Source organism: Streptomyces coerulescens, assembly GCF_042657965.1.
In the GTDB taxonomy this organism is placed as follows: domain Bacteria; phylum Actinomycetota; class Actinomycetes; order Streptomycetales; family Streptomycetaceae; genus Streptomyces; species Streptomyces coerulescens.
In genome coordinates, this window is the sequence record NZ_JBHSKM010000052.1 from 21,655 (window position 1) to 43,765 (window position 22,111).

14 protein-coding genes and 1 pseudogene are annotated in these 22,111 nt (G+C 65.1%); 9 read left to right on the plus strand and 6 right to left on the minus strand.

The annotated features are described in order from the left end of the window. Nucleotides 1–146 precede the first annotated feature (146 nt). From ACFPQ9_RS43445 to ACFPQ9_RS43460, 4 genes are all read right to left on the minus strand, one after another. Nucleotides 147–1,973: an alpha-L-fucosidase gene (locus tag ACFPQ9_RS43445; protein WP_380865834.1), complete on the minus strand. Its 1,827-nt coding sequence runs from the start codon at nucleotides 1,971–1,973 to the stop codon at nucleotides 147–149. A gap of 1,555 nt (nucleotides 1,974–3,528) precedes the next feature. Next, nucleotides 3,529–4,680 (minus strand): ROK family transcriptional regulator, encoded by a 1,152-nt coding sequence (locus ACFPQ9_RS43450; RefSeq protein WP_380865778.1) that lies wholly within the window; start codon nucleotides 4,678–4,680, stop codon nucleotides 3,529–3,531. Between the two features lie 302 nt (nucleotides 4,681–4,982). Then, nucleotides 4,983–7,841: a glycoside hydrolase family 2 TIM barrel-domain containing protein gene (locus ACFPQ9_RS43455; protein WP_380865780.1), complete on the minus strand. Its 2,859-nt coding sequence runs from the start codon at nucleotides 7,839–7,841 to the stop codon at nucleotides 4,983–4,985. Nucleotides 7,842–8,191: 350 nt separating this feature from the next. Beyond that, complete coding sequence (locus ACFPQ9_RS43460) at nucleotides 8,192–10,102, minus strand: RICIN domain-containing protein (protein WP_380865783.1); 1,911 nt, start codon at nucleotides 10,100–10,102, stop codon at nucleotides 8,192–8,194. Nucleotides 10,103–10,575: 473 nt separating this feature from the next. Between ACFPQ9_RS43460 and ACFPQ9_RS43465 the strand changes: the two genes are divergently transcribed. The 6 genes from ACFPQ9_RS43465 to ACFPQ9_RS43490 all read left to right on the plus strand — a co-directional run bounded on the left by ACFPQ9_RS43465 (nucleotide 10,576) and on the right by ACFPQ9_RS43490 (nucleotide 17,300). Continuing rightward, nucleotides 10,576–11,337, plus strand: a complete 762-nt coding sequence (locus tag ACFPQ9_RS43465) for a sugar isomerase domain-containing protein (RefSeq protein WP_380865836.1) — start codon at nucleotides 10,576–10,578, stop codon at nucleotides 11,335–11,337. Nucleotides 11,338–11,375: 38 nt separating this feature from the next. Further along, complete coding sequence (locus ACFPQ9_RS43470) at nucleotides 11,376–12,362, plus strand: N-acetylglucosamine kinase (protein ID WP_380865839.1); 987 nt, start codon at nucleotides 11,376–11,378, stop codon at nucleotides 12,360–12,362. Between the two features lie 171 nt (nucleotides 12,363–12,533). Further along, complete coding sequence (locus ACFPQ9_RS43475) at nucleotides 12,534–13,847, plus strand: ABC transporter substrate-binding protein (RefSeq protein ID WP_380865786.1); 1,314 nt, start codon at nucleotides 12,534–12,536, stop codon at nucleotides 13,845–13,847. 119 nt (nucleotides 13,848–13,966) lie between these two features. Next, entirely contained in the window at nucleotides 13,967–14,791 is an 825-nt protein-coding gene (locus ACFPQ9_RS43480; protein WP_380865788.1) for a carbohydrate ABC transporter permease, read from the plus strand. After that, entirely contained in the window at nucleotides 14,788–15,696 is a 909-nt protein-coding gene (locus ACFPQ9_RS43485) for a carbohydrate ABC transporter permease (protein ID WP_380865790.1), read from the plus strand. Before ACFPQ9_RS43480 ends, ACFPQ9_RS43485 begins: the two co-directional genes overlap by 4 nt. Nucleotides 15,697–15,986: 290 nt before the next feature. Then, entirely contained in the window at nucleotides 15,987–17,300 is a 1,314-nt protein-coding gene (locus ACFPQ9_RS43490) for an alpha-L-fucosidase (protein ID WP_380865792.1), read from the plus strand. A 77-nt stretch (nucleotides 17,301–17,377) separates the two neighbouring features. On the opposite strand, the gene ACFPQ9_RS43495 is transcribed toward ACFPQ9_RS43490, so the two are convergent. Continuing rightward, nucleotides 17,378–17,515: a hypothetical protein gene (locus ACFPQ9_RS43495; RefSeq protein ID WP_380865843.1), complete on the minus strand. Its 138-nt coding sequence runs from the start codon at nucleotides 17,513–17,515 to the stop codon at nucleotides 17,378–17,380. Nucleotides 17,516–17,610: 95 nt separating this feature from the next. Then, nucleotides 17,611–17,793, minus strand: a pseudogene (locus ACFPQ9_RS43500) (LPXTG cell wall anchor domain-containing protein); the annotation flags it as partial. A gap of 624 nt (nucleotides 17,794–18,417) precedes the next feature. Here ACFPQ9_RS43500 and ACFPQ9_RS43505 point away from each other — a divergent pair. Genes ACFPQ9_RS43505 through ACFPQ9_RS43515 form a run of 3 tightly spaced genes read left to right on the plus strand, consistent with a single transcriptional unit; the run spans nucleotide 18,418 to nucleotide 22,023 of the window. Further along, nucleotides 18,418–19,479: a sugar ABC transporter substrate-binding protein gene (locus tag ACFPQ9_RS43505; RefSeq protein WP_380865795.1), complete on the plus strand. Its 1,062-nt coding sequence runs from the start codon at nucleotides 18,418–18,420 to the stop codon at nucleotides 19,477–19,479. Beyond that, nucleotides 19,476–20,990 carry a sugar ABC transporter ATP-binding protein gene (locus tag ACFPQ9_RS43510; protein WP_380865797.1) on the plus strand — a complete coding sequence of 505 codons (1,515 nt, stop codon included), beginning with the start codon at nucleotides 19,476–19,478 and terminating at the stop codon, nucleotides 20,988–20,990. The genes ACFPQ9_RS43505 and ACFPQ9_RS43510 overlap by 4 nt, the downstream gene beginning before the upstream one ends. Further along, entirely contained in the window at nucleotides 20,983–22,023 is a 1,041-nt protein-coding gene (locus ACFPQ9_RS43515) for an ABC transporter permease (protein WP_380865799.1), read from the plus strand. Before ACFPQ9_RS43510 ends, ACFPQ9_RS43515 begins: the two co-directional genes overlap by 8 nt. Nucleotides 22,024–22,111 lie beyond the last annotated feature (88 nt).

Consider the following 22,111-nt stretch of genomic DNA (forward strand, 5'->3'; position numbering starts at 1 on the left):
ACGGTTGCCGCGGCTTGCACACGGTGCCGTTCGGGCAGCGTCATGAGGTTCTCCTTTGTGGAGAGGGCCTAGGGAGAACGTGCCAAGCGAAAGCAGGGGTGCGTCCGCGCCACGGCCGGCGGTGAGGACGCACCCCTGCGGATCGGTCAGTTCGGAGACAGCTGGCTCTTCGGCACAATCTGCTGGGACGTGTTCGGGCTAGACCACAGCAGCTTCATAAACGCCTCGCCGGTCTGCTCGGTGTGCTCGACCTTGATCGAGTACTTCTTGCCCGCCTCAAGTTCGATGGCTCCCTTGTCGACGGCCCCATCGTGCGGCGTCATGTTCTCGATGATGAGCTTTCCATCGATCCACACCCGCACGGTGTCGTCGGACACGGTCGTGAACTGGTACTTCTCGGAGTAGCGCGGCTCGATCGTGCCGGTCCAGCGGGTGCCGAAGTGCTCCGTGGGGATGTTTTCGGCGGGCGAGCCACCAAATCGCCAGGCGTAGTTGATGGTCGGATCGGTGCGGGTGACCTTCGGGCTGCCCGTCAGCTGGTCGTTGTCGAAGATCTCTGCCTTGAGGCCGGTGCCGTTCCCTTCGGCAGTGGGTGCAGCAGGGGTGATCGACAACTTGATGACTGTGGCGGTCGGGTTCGTGGCGTCGCCTGCGGGTGTGATGTCGTAACCGTCGCCCGCCTTGGTGACCGTGACCTTCTGGTCGCTGCCGAGCACGCTCGCTCCGTTCACCGTGAACCCGGTGTTCGCAGTCAAGTGAAGCGGCTTGCCCGCCCCGGGCCACTGATAGACCGAGGCGTACAGGTCGTTGCCTGACTGGCTGACCACGCCCCAGTTCGGCTGGCTGACGACGCCGGGGAAGCCCGCCTTGTAGACCGCGGCGCTCTGTCCGGAACTGCGCAGCCAGTCGCCCATCTCCTTCAGTGCGGCGGTGGAGGGGGCGGGAACGCGTCCGCGCTTGTCCGGGCCGATGTTGAGGAGGTAGTTGCCGTTGCGGCTCGACGTGTGCAGCAAGTTCCGCGTGAGTTGTGCGCCCGACTTCCAGCCGTTGTCGTCGTAGACGTAGCCCCAGTTGTTGTTGATGGTCATGCAGCTTTCCCAGAGCTGGCCCTCCCCGGAGCCCTGGGGGATCTCCTGCTCCGGCGTGCCGTAGTCGCCGTCGGTCACCCGCCGCTTGCCGACCCGGTTGTTGATGACCAGATCCGGGTTCAGGTCATGCAGATAGGTCTGCAGCTCCTCGCCGTCGCGCGAGGTCCAGGGGTTGGTGGGGCGGTCGGCGTCCCACTCACCGTCGAACCACATCAGCGCCGGGTCGTAGTTGTCGATCAGCTCCTTGAGCTGCCCGTACATCCGTTCCTTGTACTTCGGGAATGAGCTGCTGGTGAAGTCGGGGTCGTGCCAGTCCCAGATGGAATAGTAGAGCCCCAGCTTGATGCCTTCGGCTTCGGCGGCCTGCTTCAGTTCGGCGATGATGTCGCGGTTCTTGTCGAAGGAGGAGTGGTCGCGCAGGTTCCAGCTGTTCTGCTTGGTCGGCCACATCGCATAGCCGTCGTGGTGCTTGGAAGTGAGGACGATGTACTTCTGGCCCGCGCTCTTGGCTGCCGCAACGATGGCCTTGGCGTCGAAGTCCTGGGGGTTGAAGGTCGCTGCCTGCTTCTCGTACTCGTCCTTCGGGATCCTGCACTCGCGCATGATCCACTCTGCGTTCCGGCAGACCGAACCGTCCGGGTTCTTGTACTCGCCCTCGAGGTTCGAATAGGCACCGAAGTGGATGAACATGCCGAACCTGTCATCGCGAAACCAGGCCGCGCGCTCGGACGTGAACGGGTCGTCGGTCGCATAGTTCGTCCCCGGGCCAGGCGCGGCGGCAGCAGCAGCGGGCGGTGCGGCGGTTGCCCCTTCCGCAGGGACGAGTAGGAGTGGTCCGGTGGCGAGCGCGACAGTCAGGGCGACAGCCCTGCCTCGTGTGGCCATCTTGCGCATTTGAGGCTCCTCTGGCGATGGAATGGTGGTTGACGGGGGCAAGGGGTAACTCGCCACTGCTGGTTGGCTCGGCCATGGACGTCAATTGACCTGCGCATGACAGTCATCGCCGTAGCCGGCGCGACGCCGGCCGGTGGGCCTGTCGGGGATATAGACCGACAGAGCTCGAGCTTCACGGTCGAACAGAACTTGAACGCCGGACGACATGGGTGGCCCCCGCGAGGTCGTACGACTCGCAAGCGGGCGACATCCATGGTCTTGGCTGCCGAGCTTCCAGTGAGCGGAAGCGGTTCGCGCGGAGGGCTCGTGACCCTTGACCTCGCCGGTGACATCCCTCCTGGGTCAGGCACGGGGTTCCTGAGCCCAGAAAGGCTGCTGGCGGTGCCACCGTAAGCGAGACGAGACATCGGAGCAATAGTTTGAACAGCGGGAGATGTAATGAGACTTTTCGCAAGGAACGCGCCGCTGAACCGCCGACTATCACCTGAAGTGATCGGATCTCTTGCTCTGCTGTTGAAGCTGCGTCTGGAAAAGGAACTCGCCCGGGTATGAGCCGACAATGCCCCCGCCGTCCCGCGACTTTGCCAAGTCGTGACACGGTCCCTTGGTTCCAGCAGCCGGAGTTGACGCGCCAGGGCATCGCGGGGGGTGCGTCGCGACGCGACGCCGGCGAACCTCCAACCGCCCGACCGAGCCTAGGTGTTGGACATGAGGGTGCCCGGCTCTCCCGAGATCTGGCGGCCGCGACGGGACGCGGGAACGTGCATATCAACCATGCGTAGGTAGCAAGTAGTTGCCGCACGTCACGGCTATCACGCGGTGGCTACTCAACGGGATTCTGCGGTTGCGTCCAGGAGGGTGGTGTATGCGTTCGACTTGATCCGGAGGTTTGTTCCGGCACCGTGATGGGCTCCGAATAGACGAACAGCAGCCGGTTGATCTTTCGAGTCGACCAGATCTGTGAAAGAGAGATCGCGGCGAATACACCTGGCTGTGTGCCCCTGTGTGCCCCTGTGCGCCCCGTGAGCCTCGGGTCACAGAGTTTGGTCGACCGTCCAGTCGCCGAGGCCGAAGCATGCCACTCTGGCGCGCGCCGCAAGTTGGGTAACAACGGCATAACGTCGCGGGATGACCGTCTGGAGGCAGGCTCTTTGATGGCGTGTGAGCCTCCAGGAACAGCCGGCCACGTCACGCGGCCGCGGCGCGTTCCTCCTGTTGCCGGGAGTCGTCCATGGCGCGTGAACATCGTCGCGTGCGCGGTCGTTTGAACGCCACGTCCCCTGCGGTATTGGAGGAATCGTGAGGGTGCGCTGGACGACCACCGACGCTGCGGTGTGCCGCTTCGCCAAGTCGAACGGTCACGCCCGATTCCCGTCGGTCTTTCGCGTCACTCCAGGCGTGGTCCCTGGCAGGCCAGTTGACGAAGCTCGGTCGTGTCTCATGGCGCCGTCGCCCGGGCTGTTCCAGTGACAGGAAGCAGCCAGGGTGATGTTCCTCCAGGCAACTCCATGCGATCCAGGGCCTGCACATTGCCCGGAGCGGGTGCTCAGGTCGCAGGTCCCCAAGCGGCTTCACGGCCGTGTTCGGTGGCAAGTAGGAGGGCGGCGCGGAGCATGGCTTCCTCCCCGTGCGCGTACATGGCCGGAAGGATCCGTACACGTTGCCAGGTTCGGCGAGCCAGGGCTGTTTCGACGCGTTCTGCCAGATCAGCGCCGCCTGCTGCCGCGGTGGTTCCGGAGAGCACGACATTGCCTGGGTCGATCACTGTTGCGATCGAATGCAGTCCGAGGGCAATACGGTCCGCCAACTCGTCGAGGAAGGCATCGTTCCCCCGCGCGATGGCGGTACGAACGGCGTCCGCGGCCGTCTGGTCCGTCAGGTTGTGGGCATGAGCGAGCGCTCGCACTGCGCTGTTGCCGGCCAAGTCCTGGAAGGTGAGTGGAGGCGCCGGATCCGAATCAACGGAAGGCAAGGGCAGGTAGCCGATCTCACCGGCGGCGCCCCAGAAGCCGCGGAAGGGGGCTCCCTGATCGATACAGGAGATTCCGAGTCCGTCGCCGACCCAAAGCAGGGTGAAGCGCTCAGGGGTCTGATCGCCGCCGAACCTGTCCTCCGCTACGGCGGCCAGGGTGATCTCGCGTTCGAGGTGCACAGGGCAGCCGAGCCGGTCTCGTACAGGCGCTACGAAGTGCGCCTGCCATTGCTGCAGGCCGGGGGCATGCCCGATGTCGCCTGTGCTGAGGTCGATGGCGCCGCCGGTACCGATCACTACCGCGGTCAGTGGCTGCTTGGGTAGTCCTGCTGCCGCGAATGCGGCGTCGATTACGGCCTCGACCTGCGGCGCGGGATCATCGTGCAGTCGAGGATCCCGTACTGAGACCGTCGGTGAAGTCCATCCGGACACGTCACCGACCACTGCGTGAATGGCTCCGGCGCTGCCATGGACGCCTGCGACGTAGGCGCGTTCGCCGGCGATGGCGTACAACTGCGGACGGGGCCCCCGGGTGCGTTCGTCCGATTCCCCGGCGACCCTGATCAGCTTGGCATCGAGTAGCCGGTTGACGAGCTCGATCACCGACGGCTGCGCGAGCCCGATCTGCTCGCGTAGCTGGGTACGGGACATGCGGCCTGCGGCGGCGATCAGGTCGAGCGCCGTTCGGTCATTGATGCGTCTGGCCAGCCGGGAATCAGCCGCCATGAATCCTCCTGAACGTGTCGCGCGCCCCAGGGCGGAGCGTCGCGTGCCCCGGTGTGCCCAGGTGCAGAAAATGGTTTAGAGCTTAACAGGTAGCCTACCGACCCAAGCTGGCGGCAAGCGGCCTGCCGGTTGCCGCAGGATGGCAGTGATGGCGGCGAGGTGCCAGTCAGGCGCCTGGCGCCATGTCAGAACCACCTGAACTCTGGGTGGTTGCACTCAACCGACCGACTGGCGTCGCCTCACCGGCGGCGTGAACCGCGCCGGGAGGCCATTACGCCGACTGATGTGCCCTCGCAGAGCTGTCAGCAGCTCCGAAATCGCAGTGAGAGCGAAGCCTTGCCGGGGCGTACCTGGTAGCGCTCCGGAAGCACCGGCCCAGTCCAGTTCACGCCTGCATGCGCGATGTCGAGCGTCACATAGGTCGTGTCCCCGGCCAAGAGTTCATTGGGGTGCTTGGCCTCATCGACTGCCTGAGTGGACCAATGGCGCACCGTCAGGCCGAACAGGGTCGGTGCGGATTCGATCCGCAGGCCGGTTCCGTCGGCGCCGACCAGCTCGGCCCAGCGAGTACCCGCGCGGTGACCGTTCTCCTGGGGCCGCACGTACGGCGTCTGCAGCTCGTCCACAGTCATGGTCCAGCGCCCGACGGCCGCAGCCGCCTGGCTGTCGGGATAGGCCTCCCCAGGTCCACGGCCGAACCAGGTGACCGTCTCGATCCGTGGCAGCTCGAACGTGATTCCCAGCCGCGGCAACGTCTTGGGCAGGCCTGCACCGTCCGGTCGAATCGCGAGATCAAGGCCGATCGACCCGTCGGAGTATGCCGTCCAGTTCCACGCGGACAGAAGGCCCCATTGCTTGTCGGGTGCCGCCGTGCGTACCAGCGTGACACGTTCGCCGACATCCACGATCCGGTGCTGTACGCGGTGCAACCCGCGCTTGCGCCACCCGTCCGCGACGCGGTCGCTTCCCAGCTCATCGTTGTCGATCGCCGCTCGCCACACGTCGAGACATATGTTGCTCACCGGCATGCCTGCCAGCTGGAGCGGCTGCCCCTTCGCGCCGCGTATGTCGACCGCCTTGGGTTCGGCGTGCATGGGAAGGCGATCCGGTTCTGTCGAGAGCCTGCCCTGCCCCCACGCGACGAGGTGTCCCTCGCGCGCCCAAATAGTCGGTGCGGCCAGCTCCGCGCGGATCGTCAACCACGATTCACCAGGGGCCAGTTCCGGCAGTACCGGCAGGTCGAGCTTCACTGATTCGCCGGCCTTGATGACTGGCACATCGAGCATGCCGTCGATCTCAGCGCCTTCGTTGTCGAGGACCCAACGGAACCGCAGATGCCCGGTGTCGAGCACCTCGTACCCGTTCTGCACCGTAATCTCAGCGGCCTCGACCATGATCCGGACAGGCTCGATCACCTTGGCGAACTCGAGCATGCCGGGGGAGGGCGTACGGTCGGGGAACAGCAGCCCGTCGCAGACGAAGTTCCCGTCATGGATCGACTCACCGAAGTCGCCGCCGTAGCCGAAGAACTCCCTGCCCCTGTCATCCTTCGTCCGGATCCCCTGGTCGATCCACTCCCAGATGAAACCGCCTTGGCAGCGCGGGTAGGTCTCGAACAGCCTCTGGTAGTCGGACAGTCCACCCGGGCCGTTGCCCATCGCATGCGCGTACTCGCACAGGATGAAGGGGAGTCCCAGGTACGAAGTGCTGTCCTGGCCGATTTCGGCAACCTGGTCGGTCGTGAGATACATCCGGGAGTACACATCCACGAACTCGGCCTCGTGGTCCCGCTCGTAGTGCACCGGCCGGGAGGGATCCCTGTCGCGAACCCAGTCGTACATGACCCTCAGGTTCGCACCCATCCCGCACTCGTTGGCGATCGACCACAGCACGATGCTGGGGTGATTCTTGTCCCGCTCCACCGTGCGGCGTATGCGGTCCACCATGGCCTCACGCCAGCGCGGATCCCGCACCGGATTCAGCGCCGGAACTGGTTGCGGTGCTTCCTCGCCGCCTTCATGCGCCTCCAACTCTTCCTTGTCGAGCATGTACAGGCCGTCCGGCTGCGGGCCGACCTCACCGAAGCCCTGCGTCTCCAGGTCGCACTCGTCGACGACATAGAGCCCGTACTCGTCGCACAGGTCGAGGAAGTGCGGGTGTGGCGGATAGTGGCTTGTGCGGACTGCGTTGATCCCGTACCGCTTCATCATCAGGACGTCGGCCAGCATGTCCTGTTCCGTGAGGGCCCGGCCGCGGTCGGGGTGGAACTCATGGCGATTCACACCGTTGAACAGCACCCTGTTCCCATTGACCGTGAGCAGACCGTCGCGGATCGCGATGGTACGAAAGCCGACACGCAGCGTGACGAAACCCGCGGGGGTGGTCACCACAGCGTCGTACAGCCTCGGCACCTCGGCGCTCCACGGTTCCACCTGCGGTATCGCCACTGTGCGTCCCGTCGGGAAAGTGAGCCCGAGCTCGGACACCTCCACCGTGCCGGGCACGTCGGATTCCACCCTCAGTGTCCCGCCGGGCCCCTCGTAGGTGGCCTGCACGAATACGTCCGTCGCTGACCCGGGTTGCATGGCCAGCAGGGTGACGTCGCGAAAGATGCCCGACAGCCACCACATGTCCTGGTCTTCCAGGTAGGTGCCGGCTGACCACTGGTGCACCCGCACAGCAATGACCGCATCCTGGCCCGGCGACACATATGGCGTCACGTCGAACTCGCTCGGCAGCCGGCTTCCGGACGACCAACCCACCTCGGAGCCGTTCACCCGTACCGCGAACCGCGAGTCCACACCCTCGAATCGCAGCACGATCCGCGAGCCCGCCCAGCTGTCCGGGATCTCCACGGTTCGGACGTAGTCACCGGACGGATTGTCCGTCGGCACGTGCGGCGGCTCGATGGGAAAGGGGAAGGCGGCGTTGGTGTAAGCGGGCCGCCCGTATCCCTTGAGTTGCCAGTGCGACGGCACCTGGATGCTGTCCCAGCCGGCCGGGTCGAAGTCGTCTGGGGCCTCCGCCAGGGAGGGGGACAACCGGAACGCCCAGTCCCCGTTCAGGGACAGCCGCTTGGCGCTGTCGTGCAGCCAAGCCCTGGCCGCCAGTACCCCCTTGCCTGCCTCGAACGATTCGACGTACGTGTGGTCAATGGGCAAGGTGCACTCCTACAACATCGAGCACAGCAGGACCGATGGTCGGCAGCTGGGCGATCAACAGGAAGGGAACAGCGGGTGGTTGAAGGTCCGACGCCTTGCCGCGGGTTACGCCCGCGGTGTCGAGGGAGGTGCTCGATTGGGCGTCAGCTCCAAGCAGCTGGATCACCTCGGGGCTGGGAAGAGGAACGCTCAATACCTTCAGTCGGTACGGTACCTACTATATGTAGGGCTGCCGCACTCGCTGATAGGCGTTGTTCGGACATCATTCGGGGGCTGGCACGGCAAGGCCCAGTCCAGGCCTGTTCACGGCGAACCTGGACCGGGCTCATGCGTCGCAACCGGCGTATGGATCAACCCACTTGGGTCAGACGCCATTTCTGGTTGTCGCCGGTCCAACACGTCCATTGGGCCAACTGCGCGCCGTTCTCCATGGATGCGTCGGTCACATCAAGGCACTTGCCGCTACTCGCCGAGACGATCCGGTACGTTCCTGAGCCAGCGGGTTCGAACCGCCACTTCTGGTTGTCACCAGTCAAACAGCTCCACTGCGCGACCTTGGCTCCGTTGGCGGTGGAGGCTCCCAGCACGTCCAAGCACTTGCCGCTGTGCGCGGCGGCCAATGTGAAGGTGCCGTTCCCGGCATCCTTGGCTCGCCATCGCTGATTGTCACCTCCCCCTCCCGACCACTGGACCACGGTCGCACCGTTGCTTGTATCTGCGCCGAGGACATCGGCGACCTTGCCGCTGTGGACGGCGGTCAGGGTGTACAGGCCGTTGTTCCGGGGCCCGCTACCGCCGACCGGCGCTCCGTTGTACGCGCCTCGGTGAGGGGCCGCTGAGGCGCTGACGGGGTTGCCGAAGTAGTCACGGCCACCGTTCGCCGCGATCAGCGCTCCGGAGCTGAGTGCCGGCGAGCCTTCCTGTAGTGCATATCCGGAGGCGTCGGTCGGAGATGTCGCCGTGCCCGGAGCGACGAGCAGCGGGTCGCTGGTGAGCTTGGCCGGATCGGATGGCTCGGACGCCGGGTGGTCACCGAAGAAGAGGTTGTTGCTCCAGGTCCCGACAGAGGGGTCGTAGGTGCCGCTGCCGTGATTGACGATGATGTTGTTCCGGAACCTCGCGTTATAGGCGTGACCGCTCTGTTGGTTCCAGAGGATCTTGGAGGTCGATCCAGGCGCACGGTAGATCGTGTTGTTGTAGACCTCGAGGGATTCAGGGCCGGAGTTGTAGAAGCCGAACGTGATGGCGTCGTTCTGGCTGATGTTGTAGCGGACTGTGGCCGTGGATTCCTGGAAGAACTGGATGAAGCCATGCGGGTTGTCGTGGGAGTAGTTGTACTGGAACACCGAGTTGGAGTTCTTCCAGTCCAGGTCGAACGCGAAGCCGTCGTTGACGAGCGTCCTCTGGCCGGAGACTTCGTTGTACTGAAGGACTGAGCCGTCGCTGTACACCGGCCAGATGCCGGCGCAGGCCGTTGAGCGCCCACCGCTCCCGGTGACCTTGTTGTACTCGATCAGGGCGTTGGACGTATTGCCGGCCAGGATTCCGTTCCCGCCCGCGTTGTTGACGCGAACATTGCGGACAACGGTGCCTGTCGCACGTGCGGACTGATTGCGCGGCTGGATGCGGACGCCCGCATCGTCCACGTTGTTGATGGCGACGTTGTCGATCAGCAGATCGTCCACACGTGAGGTCGGGCTGTCGGCGCGCCCGGTAACGATGATGCCGCCGTCGCCGGGATCACTCCAGTCGCCTTGCCCGACGTACGGTCGGCCGGAGACGTCGTGGATCGAGAGATCAGTCAGGCGAATCTGCTTCAGCGGATCGGTGTTGGGGTTGTCCACCAAGATCCCGCTACGGTACGCCTGCTCACTTGAGGTGTTGGTGATTTCCAGGCCGGTGATGTGCAGATACTGCTGGCCCGTGACGTGCACGGTCGCAGGCAGTACCCCGGCACCGTTGATCGCAGGCTTGCTGCCGCCGCCGTAGGCGCCATAGACGATCGGCGCGCTGCTGCTGCCGGATCCGTTCGTGGTGAGTTTGCCGGTCCACGTATCACCTGACCGGAACAGCACCATGTCTCCTGGGCTGAGCTCCGTCGAGTTGACCTTGCTCAGGCTCTGCCAGGGGCTGCCCTCGGAGGTGCCGCTGTTGGAGTCGCTTCCGGATGTCGATACGTAGTAGGTGGTGTTGGCCGCGTACGAGGGCGTTGCCACCGCGGTGATGCCGCCCAGGCTCAGCAGCAATGCGACGAGCAGCACCGCCGCCAGACGGGTCTGTGATCTCCGACTGGAATGTGTGAGTGGCCTCATGGAGTGCCTTTCGGGAGTCCTGACTCTCGAGGTGCCGTAGGAAGTGCTGGTTGTCGCTCCGTACTTGGGCTATAGCTGGCAGGGTCAGGCCCGAGCTTGCGGGCGCGCTGGCCCGATGCCGGAGCACGTGCCGGTGGGGGCAGGGTGGGACGGATCGCGCTGGCAGAGGCAATAGGGAGGGGTTGGCGTCACACTCTGCGTATGCAAGGATCCTCCATTAGTAAGTAGGCTCCCTATATTTTGCTGGACCTTAACCACAGCCTGGTGGGGCGTCAAGGCTGAGAGGCAGGGAGCCTCGCGATCGTCCAGCAGGTTGCCGGGCGTGGAGCGCGACCTGACAACGCCGAGCGGCAGCAGGTCAGTTGTTGAGTCGCCGCAGTTTCTGCGCTGCGCGCAGTCCATCCGGGTTCACCCAGGAGGAGATTCAGGTGTCCACACCATCAGCGGCGGCGTTTGCGGCCGCAGCACTTGAAGTGATTGAGCGAGTCAGCAGGAATCAAGCCGAGGGGGTGGCGCGGTCCGCCATGCTGATCACCGAGGCACTCGCCGCCGGCGGCATCATCCAGGCGTTCGGCACCGGCCACTCCGAGGCATTCGCCATGGAAATCTCTGGTCGTGCCGGGGGACTTGTCCCCAGTAACAAGATCGCCCTGCGCGACGTAGTCATGTACGGCGGGCGGCCGTTGGAGGTTCTGAACGGTGCGGACCTGGAGCGCAGCACCGAGTCCGCAGGACTGTTGTACGAGCTGACGGCGCCGCACTCGGCCGACGTGTTCGTGCTCGCTTCCAACTCGGGTGTCAATGGCTGTGTTGTTGAGCTCGCGCTGCTGGCCAAAGAGAAGGGGCATCGCGTTATCGGAATCACCTCCGCTGAGCACACTGCCGGCGTCCCGCCCAAGCACCCGTCGGGGCTGCGGCTCCGTGACGTCGTCGATGTCGCGCTCGACAACGGTGCTCCGTACGGCGACGCGTTGTTGCCCATGGCAGGTGGAGGCAACGCGTGCGGTATCTCGTCCATAACCACCGCCCTGCTCGCTCAGCAGATGGTCGCGGAGGTGATCCGGCGCATTGAGGACGCGGGCGACGTGCCGCCCGTCTACCTGTCGGCCAACATTCCCGGAGGTGACGAGCACAACCGGGAGTTGGAGGCGCGCTACGTGGGGCGTATCCGGCGGACGGCATGACGGGCCTTTCTCGGGACGACGACCATGGCGTGTTGACTATGGGCCTTGACGTCGGCGGGACCACCACCCGGGTCATGGTGGCCGACCTTGCCGGCCGGATCATCGGCACGGCGCATGGCGGGGGAGGCAATCCAATCCCGCACGGCGAGGCTGTCGCCGTGCGGCACATCGCCGAGGCACTGCGCCACGCGCTCGCCGACGTCGACCCAGCTCGGGTCGGGGCGGGCGTGATGGGCCTGGCGGGTGGGCCGTTCGCCGACGAGGTGCTGGGCAAGGTGTGGCAGGAAGCTGAGCTGTCGATCGTGCCTCGCGTGCTTGGCGACCTCGAACTCGCGTATGCGTCCGGCACGGGAAGCCCGGGTGGGTCAGTGGTTCTCAGCGGGACTGGCGCCGTCGCCGGCGAGTGCAGAGATTTCGATTTGACGCGACGTGCAGACGGCCACGGCTGGCTGCTGGGCGATCGCGGTTCCGGCTACTGGCTGGGGCGCGCAGCTGTCGAGATGACACTCGACGCCATCGATTGTGCTCACGGCTGCCGGCAGACCTCCCATACGTCGGCCCGGAGTGGCTCTGGTCCTCCAGGGCGGATCGCGGGGCTGGCGGCGTCTGTGATCGAGGAGCTGGTCGGTGACGTGCCACTCGGCCCCCACTTGGTGGAGTCGATTTGCGACGCCGTCTACGGCGACAGTCCGATACGTCTCGCGCGGCTCGCTCCTCTGGTTCTGGCCGCAGCTGCGGAGGATGACCCGGACGCGTGCGGTTTGGTCGACGAAGCGGCTGACCATCTGCTCGCCACCCTCAGTACCGTCCGTACCGCAGGTTCGACGCTCCCGGTCGTGCTCGCGGGAGGAATTCTCAGCCCAGGATCTCCAGTTGCATCTGCGGTGCGTAGCCGCGTTGCCGCCCGCTGGCCTGGTGCTTCCATCTCTTATGCAGGGAGCACGGCTGGCGCCGCCGCGTGGCTTGCCGCCCGTGATCTCGGCCTGGCCGACGAGGAGTTGCGCACGCGCCTCACAGTGTTGTGACCGGAGTGCCTTGCGCCGGGCGCGGCAGGCCTAGGAGACGACAACGTCTCCATCCATTGCCTAATAGGTAACCAACCGACTAATATCTCGGCACTCCCTCAACCCCCTTTAGCTGGATGTGAGGACGGCAGGCCCATGAGACATGCACGAACCCGTGCCGCGACTGCGGGCATGATGCTGATAGCCCTGGCTGGATGCGGAGTCGGAGGCGGCGAAAAGGACAGCGCTTCGAAAATCGCCGGCTGCGACATCCCTGAAGCCAGCCAGAAGTCCGGCCCCATCGACGGTCCGATCAAGGGTGAGATCACCTTCGAGACCCTCGGCCTGAAGGGTGCGTTCAAAGAGTTCTTCACCGCACAGATCAAGCGTTTCGAAGACGCGCATCCAGCAGTCAAGATCAACTGGGTCGACGACACCGGCGGCGCGGAGTACATCACGCGCCTCACCACCAACGTCAAGGTCTGCAAGATCCCCGATGTGATCAATACGGACATCCAGGGTGTCTCGCTGCTGTCGGGCCTTGACTTGGCGATGGATATGGGTGACCGGCTCCCCAAGGTTGGCGACAACTACACGCCGGAAACATGGAAGGCCGTTGTGCCCCCGGGCAAGACCGGGCACGTGTCCCTTCCGTGGTACACCGGCTATCCGTCCATGCTCTACAACAAGGACCTCATGAAGAAGGTCGGTCTGAGCAAGGTCCCGACCACGTACGACGAATACTTCGCCGCACTGAAGACCATCGCAGAGAAGGCCGACGGAAAGTTCTACGGCGACTGGGGCAGCCCGCAGTACATGCTGCCGGATGCCTTCGCCGCGCGCGACGTGAAGATCATGAACTCGGCGCACACCGAATTCACCTTCGCATCAGATCCGGCCGCGCTGGATTGGCTGTCGAACCTGGCCGATGCATACAAGGCGGGCGCCTTCCCCAAGGATTCGATTACCGGGGACCCCAACGCGAGCGAGGCCTTCGCCGCGGGCAAGATCGTCTTCGGCCAGGCGCACTCGCGGACCGTACGGGAGAACGCGCCCGACGTCTACAAAGTGACTGGCTATGCGCGGCTCATGGACGACCAGGGCGGTGGTCCGTTGATCAGCGGGCAGCACATCACCGTGCCCAAGACGACTAAGAACCCCGCGGCAGCACTGGCGTTCGCCGAGTTTGTGACGAGCACCAAGGAGCAGGAGGCGTTGTGCAGCGACAACGGAGTGACGGCCATCCCGCCCATGTCGATTCTCCCCGCGTCCGCCAAGTGCTATACGGACCCCGCCTACGACGCGCTGGAGAGGGCGGGCATGGCAGGGCATCGTGAAGCTCAGCAGAAGGCCCAGTACGACCCGGTCGTCTGGTTCTGGAACGGCGCGGTTTCCGAGGCTGTGGTTCCCCAACTTCAGTTGGCCATGCAGGGCAAGAAGAGCCCGCAAGAGGCGCTGCAGGCGGCCGAGGACGCTGCGAACAAGGTCATCCCGAAGGCGCCGTGATGACGACTGTGCGGACCCCTGCCTCCGCGACGCCTCGGCGAGGCTCGCGGCGCGCAGGCGCCACCCGGATTCGCCCATGGTGGGCTTCCTACCTGTGGCTACTGCCGGCACTGATTGGCGTGGTCTGGTTCGGGGCCTACCCGTTCGCGAACACGATTCTTCTGTCCTTCACGGACGCCCCACCGCTCGGCGGCGGCTCGTCGTTCGTCGGATTCGACAACTACACCGCGATGCTGGGCGACGAGGCATTCTGGGACGCGGCCCTGAACAGCGTGCTCTACATGGTGATCGCCACGCCGCTGCTGGTAGTGCTTCCCCTGCTGCTGGCCGTTCTTGTGGAACGGAAGGTCCCGCTGATCGGCATCTTCCGTACCGCGTTCTACGTCCCGGTGCTGACCTCGGTGGTTGTTGCCGGCATCGCTTGGCAGTTTCTACTCAAGGATGACGGCCTAGTCAATGGTGTCCTCCAGAAAGTTCAAGTACTCGAGGAGCCGCTGCCCTTCCTGACCGACCGGTGGTTGTTGCTGCTTTCCTGCGTGGCAGTCACTGTCTGGAAAGGCCTCGGCTGGTACATGGTTCTCTATCTGGCGGCTCTGGCGAACGTGGACAAGTCCCAGAACGAAGCGGCGACGCTGGACGGCGCTTCCGCGGCGCAACGCCTCTGGCACATAACCGTCCCGGCCATCAAGCCAGTGATCCTGCTTGTGGCCACACTGTCCGCTGCCGGCTCCCTGCGAGTCTTCACGGAGATCTACATGCTCGGCGGCTCATCCGGCGGGCCGGGCGGGTCAGTTCGTACGCTGCCGTTCCTCATCCGGGATGCGGGTCTGGACCCGGTGTCGGGTAATGCCGGGTACGGTGCCGCGCTCAGTACAGCGCTCTTTCTGCTCACCTTCGCAGTCGCCCTCTTGAGCAGGATGATCGTCAGGGAGGAGCAACCATGACCGTAGATACCGCGGCCCCCGCCCCCGTGAGGCCCCAAGAACCGGGTCGCAGGGAAGTGTTCCAGAAGCGGGGGCGCCCAGTTGCCCGCCCACTGCGGCGGGTTGCGCACTACACGCTGCTGGTCGCCGTGCTGATCCTGGTGATCCTGCCCATGGCATGGATGGTCATCACGTCGTTGCGTGGCACTGGTGAGAACATCTATGGTGCGGCCTCGCCATTGCCCCAGCAGCCGACCCTTGGTGCATATCAATCGGTGTTCGACTCGCTCCCGATCGGCACGTACATACTCAACACCACTGTTGTGGAAGTGCTCGCCATTACATCCGAGTGCCTGTTCAGTGCCTTTGCGGGATATGCGCTGTCACGCAAAGGATGGTTCGGTCGCCGTGCCGCGTTGACGATCATCCTGGTCGCGTTGTTGATTCCGTTTGAAGCGATCATGGTTTCCCTGTTCGTCATCGTCAACGACATCGGCCTGGTCGACTCGTTGTGGGGTGTTTGGCTTCCCGCATTCGTGACCCCCGTCAACGTTTTGATCATGCGGGCAGCATTCATGGCCATCCCTGACGAACTCGAGGAAGCGGCAGTGCTGGATGGGGCGAACGACTGGCTCCGTTTCTGGCGAGTCTTCCTCCCGTCGGCACGGGGAGCAGTGGCTGTGGTGGCCGTAACGACCTTTGTTGCCACGTGGGACAACTTTCTCTGGCCGTTGCTGGTGTTGCGTTCGGACACCAAGTACACCCTGACTCTCGGCCTGGCCCAACTCTCCAACTCTGAATTCGGATATGACGAGCGACTCGTCATGGCCGGGGCAACGATTGCGATGATCCCCGTGCTCGTCCTGTTCGGCTTTGCCCAGCGGTACTTCTTCCGGGGCGTCGGCGAGGGAGCCTTGAAGATGTGAGGCTGCTTACCCTGCGACGGGTCACCATGACGGTCGCGACAGGTTTCCGTATCGGGCCCTGCAGCTGAGCGGGGCCCGATCTGACGCCGTCTCGCAGGGCATGGGGGCCTCAACTCCGTCCCGCCTCCGACGTTTTCGTGTGACTCGACAGTCCGCAACCCGAGCCGTCATCCGTATGACATGCACGGACTAGCGATTGCTACGCCTGCGTTGGGTTCATGGGCGGTCGCAGCAAGGGCGATCCCTTCATTCCGACAGCCTGACGATCTTGAGAAAGGTACTTCCCTGCGATGGCTGTTCCCACTTGGTTCACCCGTGATCGTTTCGGCATGTTCATCCACTGGGGCCTGTACTCCCTGCCCGCGCGGCACGAGTGGGTGATGCACAACGAGCGCAGGGCGGTGGAGGATTACGAGCGATACTTGCGCCACTTCGAACCTGACCTGTACGACCCGCGCTCCTGGGCGCGCACGGCCCGCCGGGCGGGCATGCGCTACATGGTGCTCACCACCAAGCACCATGACGGCTTTTGCCTGTGGGACTCCAAGCTCACCGACTACACCAGCATGCACGCGCCGAGCGGCAGGGACCTCGTACGGGAGTTCACCGAGGCAGTGCGAGCGGAAGGTCTGAGGGTCGGCTTCTATCACTCGCTCATCGACTGGCACCACCCCGACTTCACCATCGACGTCACCCACCCGCGCCGTGATGATTTGCGGGAGGTGATCGAGCAGCTCAACGCCGACCGCGACATGGCTCGCTACCGTGCCTACCTGCGCGGGCAAGTCGAGGAACTGCTGACGAACTACGGGACCATCGACTATCTCTTCTACGACTTCTCCTACCCGGAGCAGGACGACGACCAGCGGGGCTTCAAGGGGAAGGGCGCCGCGGACTGGTGCTCCGAGGATTTGTTGGCGCTCACCCGCCGCCTCCAGCCGGGGATCGTCGTCAACGACCGGCTTGACCTGCCCGGTGACTTCGTGACGCCGGAGCAGTACCAGCCCCACAAACCCATGGAACGCGACGGCAGGCCGATCGCCTGGGAAGCGTGCCAGACCATCAATGGCAGCTGGGGTTACGACCGCGACAACCACCAGGCCAAAAGCGCCGAGTTGCTGGTGCGGATGCTCATCGACGGGGTGTCGAAGAACGGCAACATGCTCCTGAACGTCGGACCGACCGGTCGTGGCGAATTCGACCCCGTCGCCTTGTCCACGCTGGAGGGGATCGGCGAGTGGATGCGGCAACACGAGCGGTCGATCCGTGGCGCCGGCCCCGCCGCGCTACGGCCGCCGGCCGACGCCCGCTACACCCAGCGCGGCAACCGCCTCTATCTCCACCTGTTCGCCTGGCCGTTCGAGCACGTGCATCTGCCCGGGCTGGCAGGCAAGGTCGAGTATGCCCAGCTTCTGCACGACGCTTCCGAGATTGCCCAGGTTGTGACCGACCCGTCGACCACAGCGGCGAACATGAACATGGGCGGGCAGCCGGCCGGCACACTGACGCTCAAGCTGCCGGTCGTCCGGCCCGCTGTGGCCGTCCCAGTAGTAGAGCTCTTCCTGACGGACGACGCGTCGGTCGGGACGGAACCACTGGAGTGACCTGCAACGACACGACGCACCCCACGTCTCTGACGTTGCGAGAGGGCCGTCCGGCGCTCAGGTGGCTATGTAACTGTTCACTGTCTGGGGCGCCGCGGTGTTATGGGCAAGAGCGCCTGGAGGCCGATGTTGTGGGCGTCGAGTTCCCGGGAGAGTTCGAGGGCCAGGAATTCGGCGCCCTCGGGTGAGGTGCGACGGATGGCGAACCGGTCCATGTGAAGGGCCCCTGTGGTGCGGGGCTATGCCTCGACTTTTCGAACGGGATGGGCCGGATCGACCGTGGCGCGGTAGAGGTCCGCATGCGGCGTGACCTGAGCAGGAAGGTGCCATTGACCGCAAGGAGCGCACTGCCGCCGAGCATGACCGGCAGTGTGGAGGAGGAGTCGGTGCCCGTCGCTGCGAGGGTGTCCTCCTGCAAGCCTTCATTGCCGTCATCGGACTCGACGGGCATGGAGTCCTCGGACTGGGCGCGCCGGTGCTGGCGGCGGACCATCCCCACCGAGTGATTGAGCGGAGCCCTGCAGGCGGGGCGATCCGCTTCAGCGTGCCAGTCGACCAGTAGGGGCACGTCGCGGTCATTCAGGTGCAGACCCCAGGTGCGTGCCCGATGTGCGGCGATGTTCCTTTCGCGCCATCGATCCAGGCGCAAGCCCGTCCGTCTTGGGCGCCCCCCATCGCGTAGACGGCGGCGCCGGGCGCTCGCTTCGAGGTCATGTCACGAACTCATCAAGAGGCGGGACGGCTTGGTGGGTGCCCGCTCTTAGCACCGAGTGCATCTCGTGCTGCTCACAGACAAGGGCGCACGAAGGCTGGGCAGTAGGCCGCACGGCTTCAGTATGCCCTCGCCGGTCATTGACTTGATTTGGCTGATGGCCCGCTAGGTCGCCGTCTCCTTCGGCGTTGTCGCCTCGCTCCGCGCGCCGGAGCGCAGCCCTGCAAGTGATCCGATCACTAGGGCTGAAACTGGTGAAAAGTTCGGTCCAGGCCTATTGACCTCCCCAAGAGATCCGATGAATAGTGGTGCCCGGTCGGTGAAGCCGCCCGGCCGTCCCTCTTCCTTGCGCATCGCAGCAACCTTCTTGATGCAGCGCAGCGCCATCGGTTAGGAGCCGCAGCAATGGCCGAAAAGCATCTGGGAACTTCGTCGCGGGCAGTCCGGTCGGCGGCCGTGGCCGTATGCGCCGCTCTCGCCCTGACGGCGTGCGGAAGCACCAAGGACAACGCCTCAGAAGGAGGCACCGGTGGGGACGGCAAGGTCGGGGTCGTCCTGCCGCTGCTCACCTCGCCGTTCTGGCAGGCCTACAACGACTACGTGCCGAAGATGGCGAAGGCCGAAGACGTGGACGCCATGAAGACGGTCAACTCCGACAGCGATCCGGCGAAGCAGATCACCGACATCAACAACCAGCTCAACCAGGGCGTCAAGGGCCTGGTTGTGGCTCCGCTCGACAGCGCCGCCATCTCCGCGGGCCTGGACCAGGCCGAGCGCAAGGGCGTCCCTGTGGTCGCCGTGGACGTCGCGCCCGAGAAGGGCAAGGTCGCGATGGTGGTCCGCGCCAACAACAAGGCGTACGGCCAGCAGGCTTGTGAGTTTCTCGGTGGCCAGGTGAAGAGCGGCAAGGTCGTGCAGATCATGGGCGATCTGGCGTCCGTGAACGGCCGGGAGCGCGGGGAGGCCTTCCGTACCTGCGTGAAGGAGAAGTTCCCGAAGCTGAAGGTCCTGGAGATCCCGGCCAAGTGGGAGTCGGACGCTGCCGCTTCCCAGCTGGGCACACTGCTCAATTCCCACCCGGACATCAAGGGGATCTACATGCACGCCGGCGGCGTGTACCTGGCGCCGACCCTGCAGACGCTTAAGTCCAAGGGCATGCTGAAGAAGGTGGGCGAGGCGGGGCATATCTCGATCGTCTCCAACGACGGCATCCCGCAGGAGTTCGATGCCATCCGCAAGGGCGAGATCGATGCCACCGTCTCGCAGCCGGCGGACGCGTACGCGAAGTACGGCATGTACTACATCAAGGCCGCAATGGCAGGGAAGACCTTCAAGCCCGGCCCGACCGACCACAACTCGACGATCGTCGAGCTGCCCAACGGCAACCTCGAGGACCAGCTGGCCGCCCCGCTGGTCACCAAGGACAACGTCGACGACCCCGAGCTGTGGGGAAACACGGTCAAGTGAGCGTCGTCGACATTGCCCCCCGCCCTCTGGTCGCGGCCGAAGGCATCGTCAAGCGCTACGGCCCCACCACCGCCCTGCGTGACGGCCGGCTGACCGTCATCCCCGGCGAATCGCACGCGCTCGTCGGCCGCAACGGCGCCGGGAAGTCCACCCTCGTCTCCATCCTGACCGGTCTGCAGGCTCCCGACGAAGGCACAGTGACCTTCGACGGCGAGCCCGCGCCGCCCCTCACGGACCGTGACGCCTGGCGAACCAAGGCCGCCTGCGTCTACCAGAAGCCCACTGTCGTTCCCCAGCTCACCGTCGCCGAGAACCTGTTCATCAACCGGCAGCCCACCGGCCGCGGCGGCTTCATCAGCTGGCGCCGCATGCAGACCGAGGCCGTCGACCTGCTCGACACCTGGGATGTGCACGTAGCGCCCGACGCCGTCACCTCGGAGCTCTCGGTCGAGGACCGCCAGATGGTAGAGATCGCGCGGGCGCTGAGCTTCGGGGCGCGGTTCATCGTCCTCGACGAGCCCACCGCGCAGCTCGACAACAAGGAGATCGAGCGGCTCTTCGACCGCATGCGCTCCCTCCAGGAGTCGGGCGTCACCTTCCTGTTCATCTCGCACCACCTGCAGGAGGTGTACGAGGTCTGCCAGACCGTGACCGTGCTGCGTGACGCCCAGTGGATCACCACCGCGCCGGTTTCCGAGCTCCCGCGCACCGCGCTGGTGGAAGCCATGGCCGGCGAGGCCATCGCCGACAGGGTGACCATGTCGCGCTCTGCTGTGTCGGACGATGCACCGGTGCTCCTCGATGTACGAGGTCTGAGCAGCGATGTCTACACCGATATCGATCTGACCGTCCGGCAAGGAGAAGTGGTCGGCCTGGCCGGTTCCAGTGGGAGCGGCAAGATCCGGCTGGCCGAGTCGCTTGCCGGGCTGTACAAGCCGCACTCCGGTCATGCGCAATTGGCGGGCAACGACCTGCCCTTCGGCGATGTGACCGCCTCACTGCGGGCCGGAGTCGGCTGTGTGCCCCGCGACCGGCACGAGCAGGGCATGGTCTCCGGGATGACCATCGGCGACAACGCCACCATGAGCGTCCTCGACCGGCTCGGCCGGAGCGGCTTCGTCGGGACGAGCGCCAAGCGCGAGTTCGCCACCGACCTCATCAAGCGCCTTGACATCCACGCCGAAGGACCGGATCAGCCGGTGTCCGACCTGTCCGGCGGCAATGCGCAGAAGGTCGTCATGGCCCGAGCGCTCGCCACGGAGCCACGCCTGCTGGTCCTCATCAATCCGACCGCAGGGGTGGATGTGAGGTCCAAGGAGTCCCTGCTGAGCCGCATGGACAGCGCACGTGACGACGGCACCGCTGTGCTCGTGGTTTCCGACGAGCTTGACGATCTGCGTCGCTGCGACCGGGTCCTGGTCCTCTTCCACGGCCGGATCGTCGCCGAGCATCCGGCGGGCTGGCACGACCGCGAGCTGATCGCATCCATTGAAGGAGTTGACCGTGGCTGACATCAAGACCAAGGCCACCCCTACTGCCTCCGACGTGTCCGTCGCAGCCGGCGCGTCGGGTGCAGCCAAGACCGTACTGCTGCGCAGGGCCCGTGAACTCGCCCTTGTTCCGGCGTTGTTGCTGCTGATGCTGCTGGGCTCGTTGGTCAACGACTCGTTCCTCACCGAGCGCAATCTGATCTCCATCCTCGGTGCGTCAGCAGCACTGGCGATGGTGGTGCTCGCAGAGTCCCTGGTCCTGATCACCGGGAAGTTCGACCTGTCCCTGGAGTCGGTCGTCGGCATAGCGCCCGCGCTCGGCGCCCTGCTCGTGCTGCCGGTCGCCGCTTCCGGCTTCGGCACCGAGTGGCCTGCGGCGTTGGGACTGCTCGCCATCCTGGTGGCCGGAGGACTCGTGGGCGCCTTCAACGGCATCCTCGTCGTGAAGTTCAAGCTCAACGCGTTCATCGTGACGCTTGCCATGCTGATCGTGCTGCGGGGGCTGCTCGTCGGCGCCACCGAGGGCAAGACCCTCTTCGGGTTGCCCGAGGCCTTCTACTCCCTGGCCACGAGCACGTTCCTCAACATCCCCATGTCGGTATGGCTCGCGGCCGCCGCGTTCGGTGCTGCCGGAATCATGCTCAAGTACCACCGCTGGGGCCGGGCCCTGTACGCGATCGGTGGCAACGCGGATGCCGCCCGCGCGGCCGGAATCCGGGTCGAGCGCGTCATGCTCGGGGTCTTCGTGGTCGCCGGCGTGCTCGCGGCGGTAGGCGGTCTGATGCAGACCGGCTACGTCGGAGCCATCAACGCCAACCAAGGCCAGAACATGATCTTCACCGTGTTCGCGGCCGCCGTCATTGGCGGCATCAGCCTGGATGGCGGCAGGGGAACGATGTTCGGCGCCCTCACCGGAGTGCTGCTGCTCGGAGTCGTACAGAACCTGCTCACCCTCGCCCAGGTGCCGTCCTTCTGGATCCAGGCGATCTACGGCGGGATCATCCTCGTCGCCCTGATGATCGCCCGGGTTACCACCGGCCGTGCTCAGGACTAGACGCAAGCCCGGACGCGCTGCCTGGCCCATCGGACCCGCACGCGTCTGCGTATCGCCTGCCCGTGCGGAGCTGCCCTCCATGCCGCAC

What these genes read in the sequence shown, in the direction of transcription:
- ACFPQ9_RS43475 (WP_380865786.1), top strand. Translation starts at nt 12,534, where the DNA reads ATGATGCTGATAGCCCTGGCTGGATGCGGAGTCGGAGGCGGCGAAAAG.
- ACFPQ9_RS43445 (WP_380865834.1), bottom strand. Translation starts at nt 1,973, where the DNA reads ATGGCCACACGAGGCAGGGCTGTCGCCCTGACTGTCGCGCTCGCCACC.
- ACFPQ9_RS43470 (WP_380865839.1), top strand. Translation starts at nt 11,376, where the DNA reads ATGGGCCTTGACGTCGGCGGGACCACCACCCGGGTCATGGTGGCCGAC.
- ACFPQ9_RS43495 (WP_380865843.1), bottom strand. Translation starts at nt 17,515, where the DNA reads ATGGACCGGTTCGCCATCCGTCGCACCTCACCCGAGGGCGCCGAATTC.
- ACFPQ9_RS43450 (WP_380865778.1), bottom strand. Translation starts at nt 4,680, where the DNA reads ATGGCGGCTGATTCCCGGCTGGCCAGACGCATCAATGACCGAACGGCG.
- ACFPQ9_RS43490 (WP_380865792.1), top strand. Translation starts at nt 15,987, where the DNA reads ATGGCTGTTCCCACTTGGTTCACCCGTGATCGTTTCGGCATGTTCATC.
- ACFPQ9_RS43505 (WP_380865795.1), top strand. Translation starts at nt 18,418, where the DNA reads ATGGCCGAAAAGCATCTGGGAACTTCGTCGCGGGCAGTCCGGTCGGCG.
- ACFPQ9_RS43485 (WP_380865790.1), top strand. Translation starts at nt 14,788, where the DNA reads ATGACCGTAGATACCGCGGCCCCCGCCCCCGTGAGGCCCCAAGAACCG.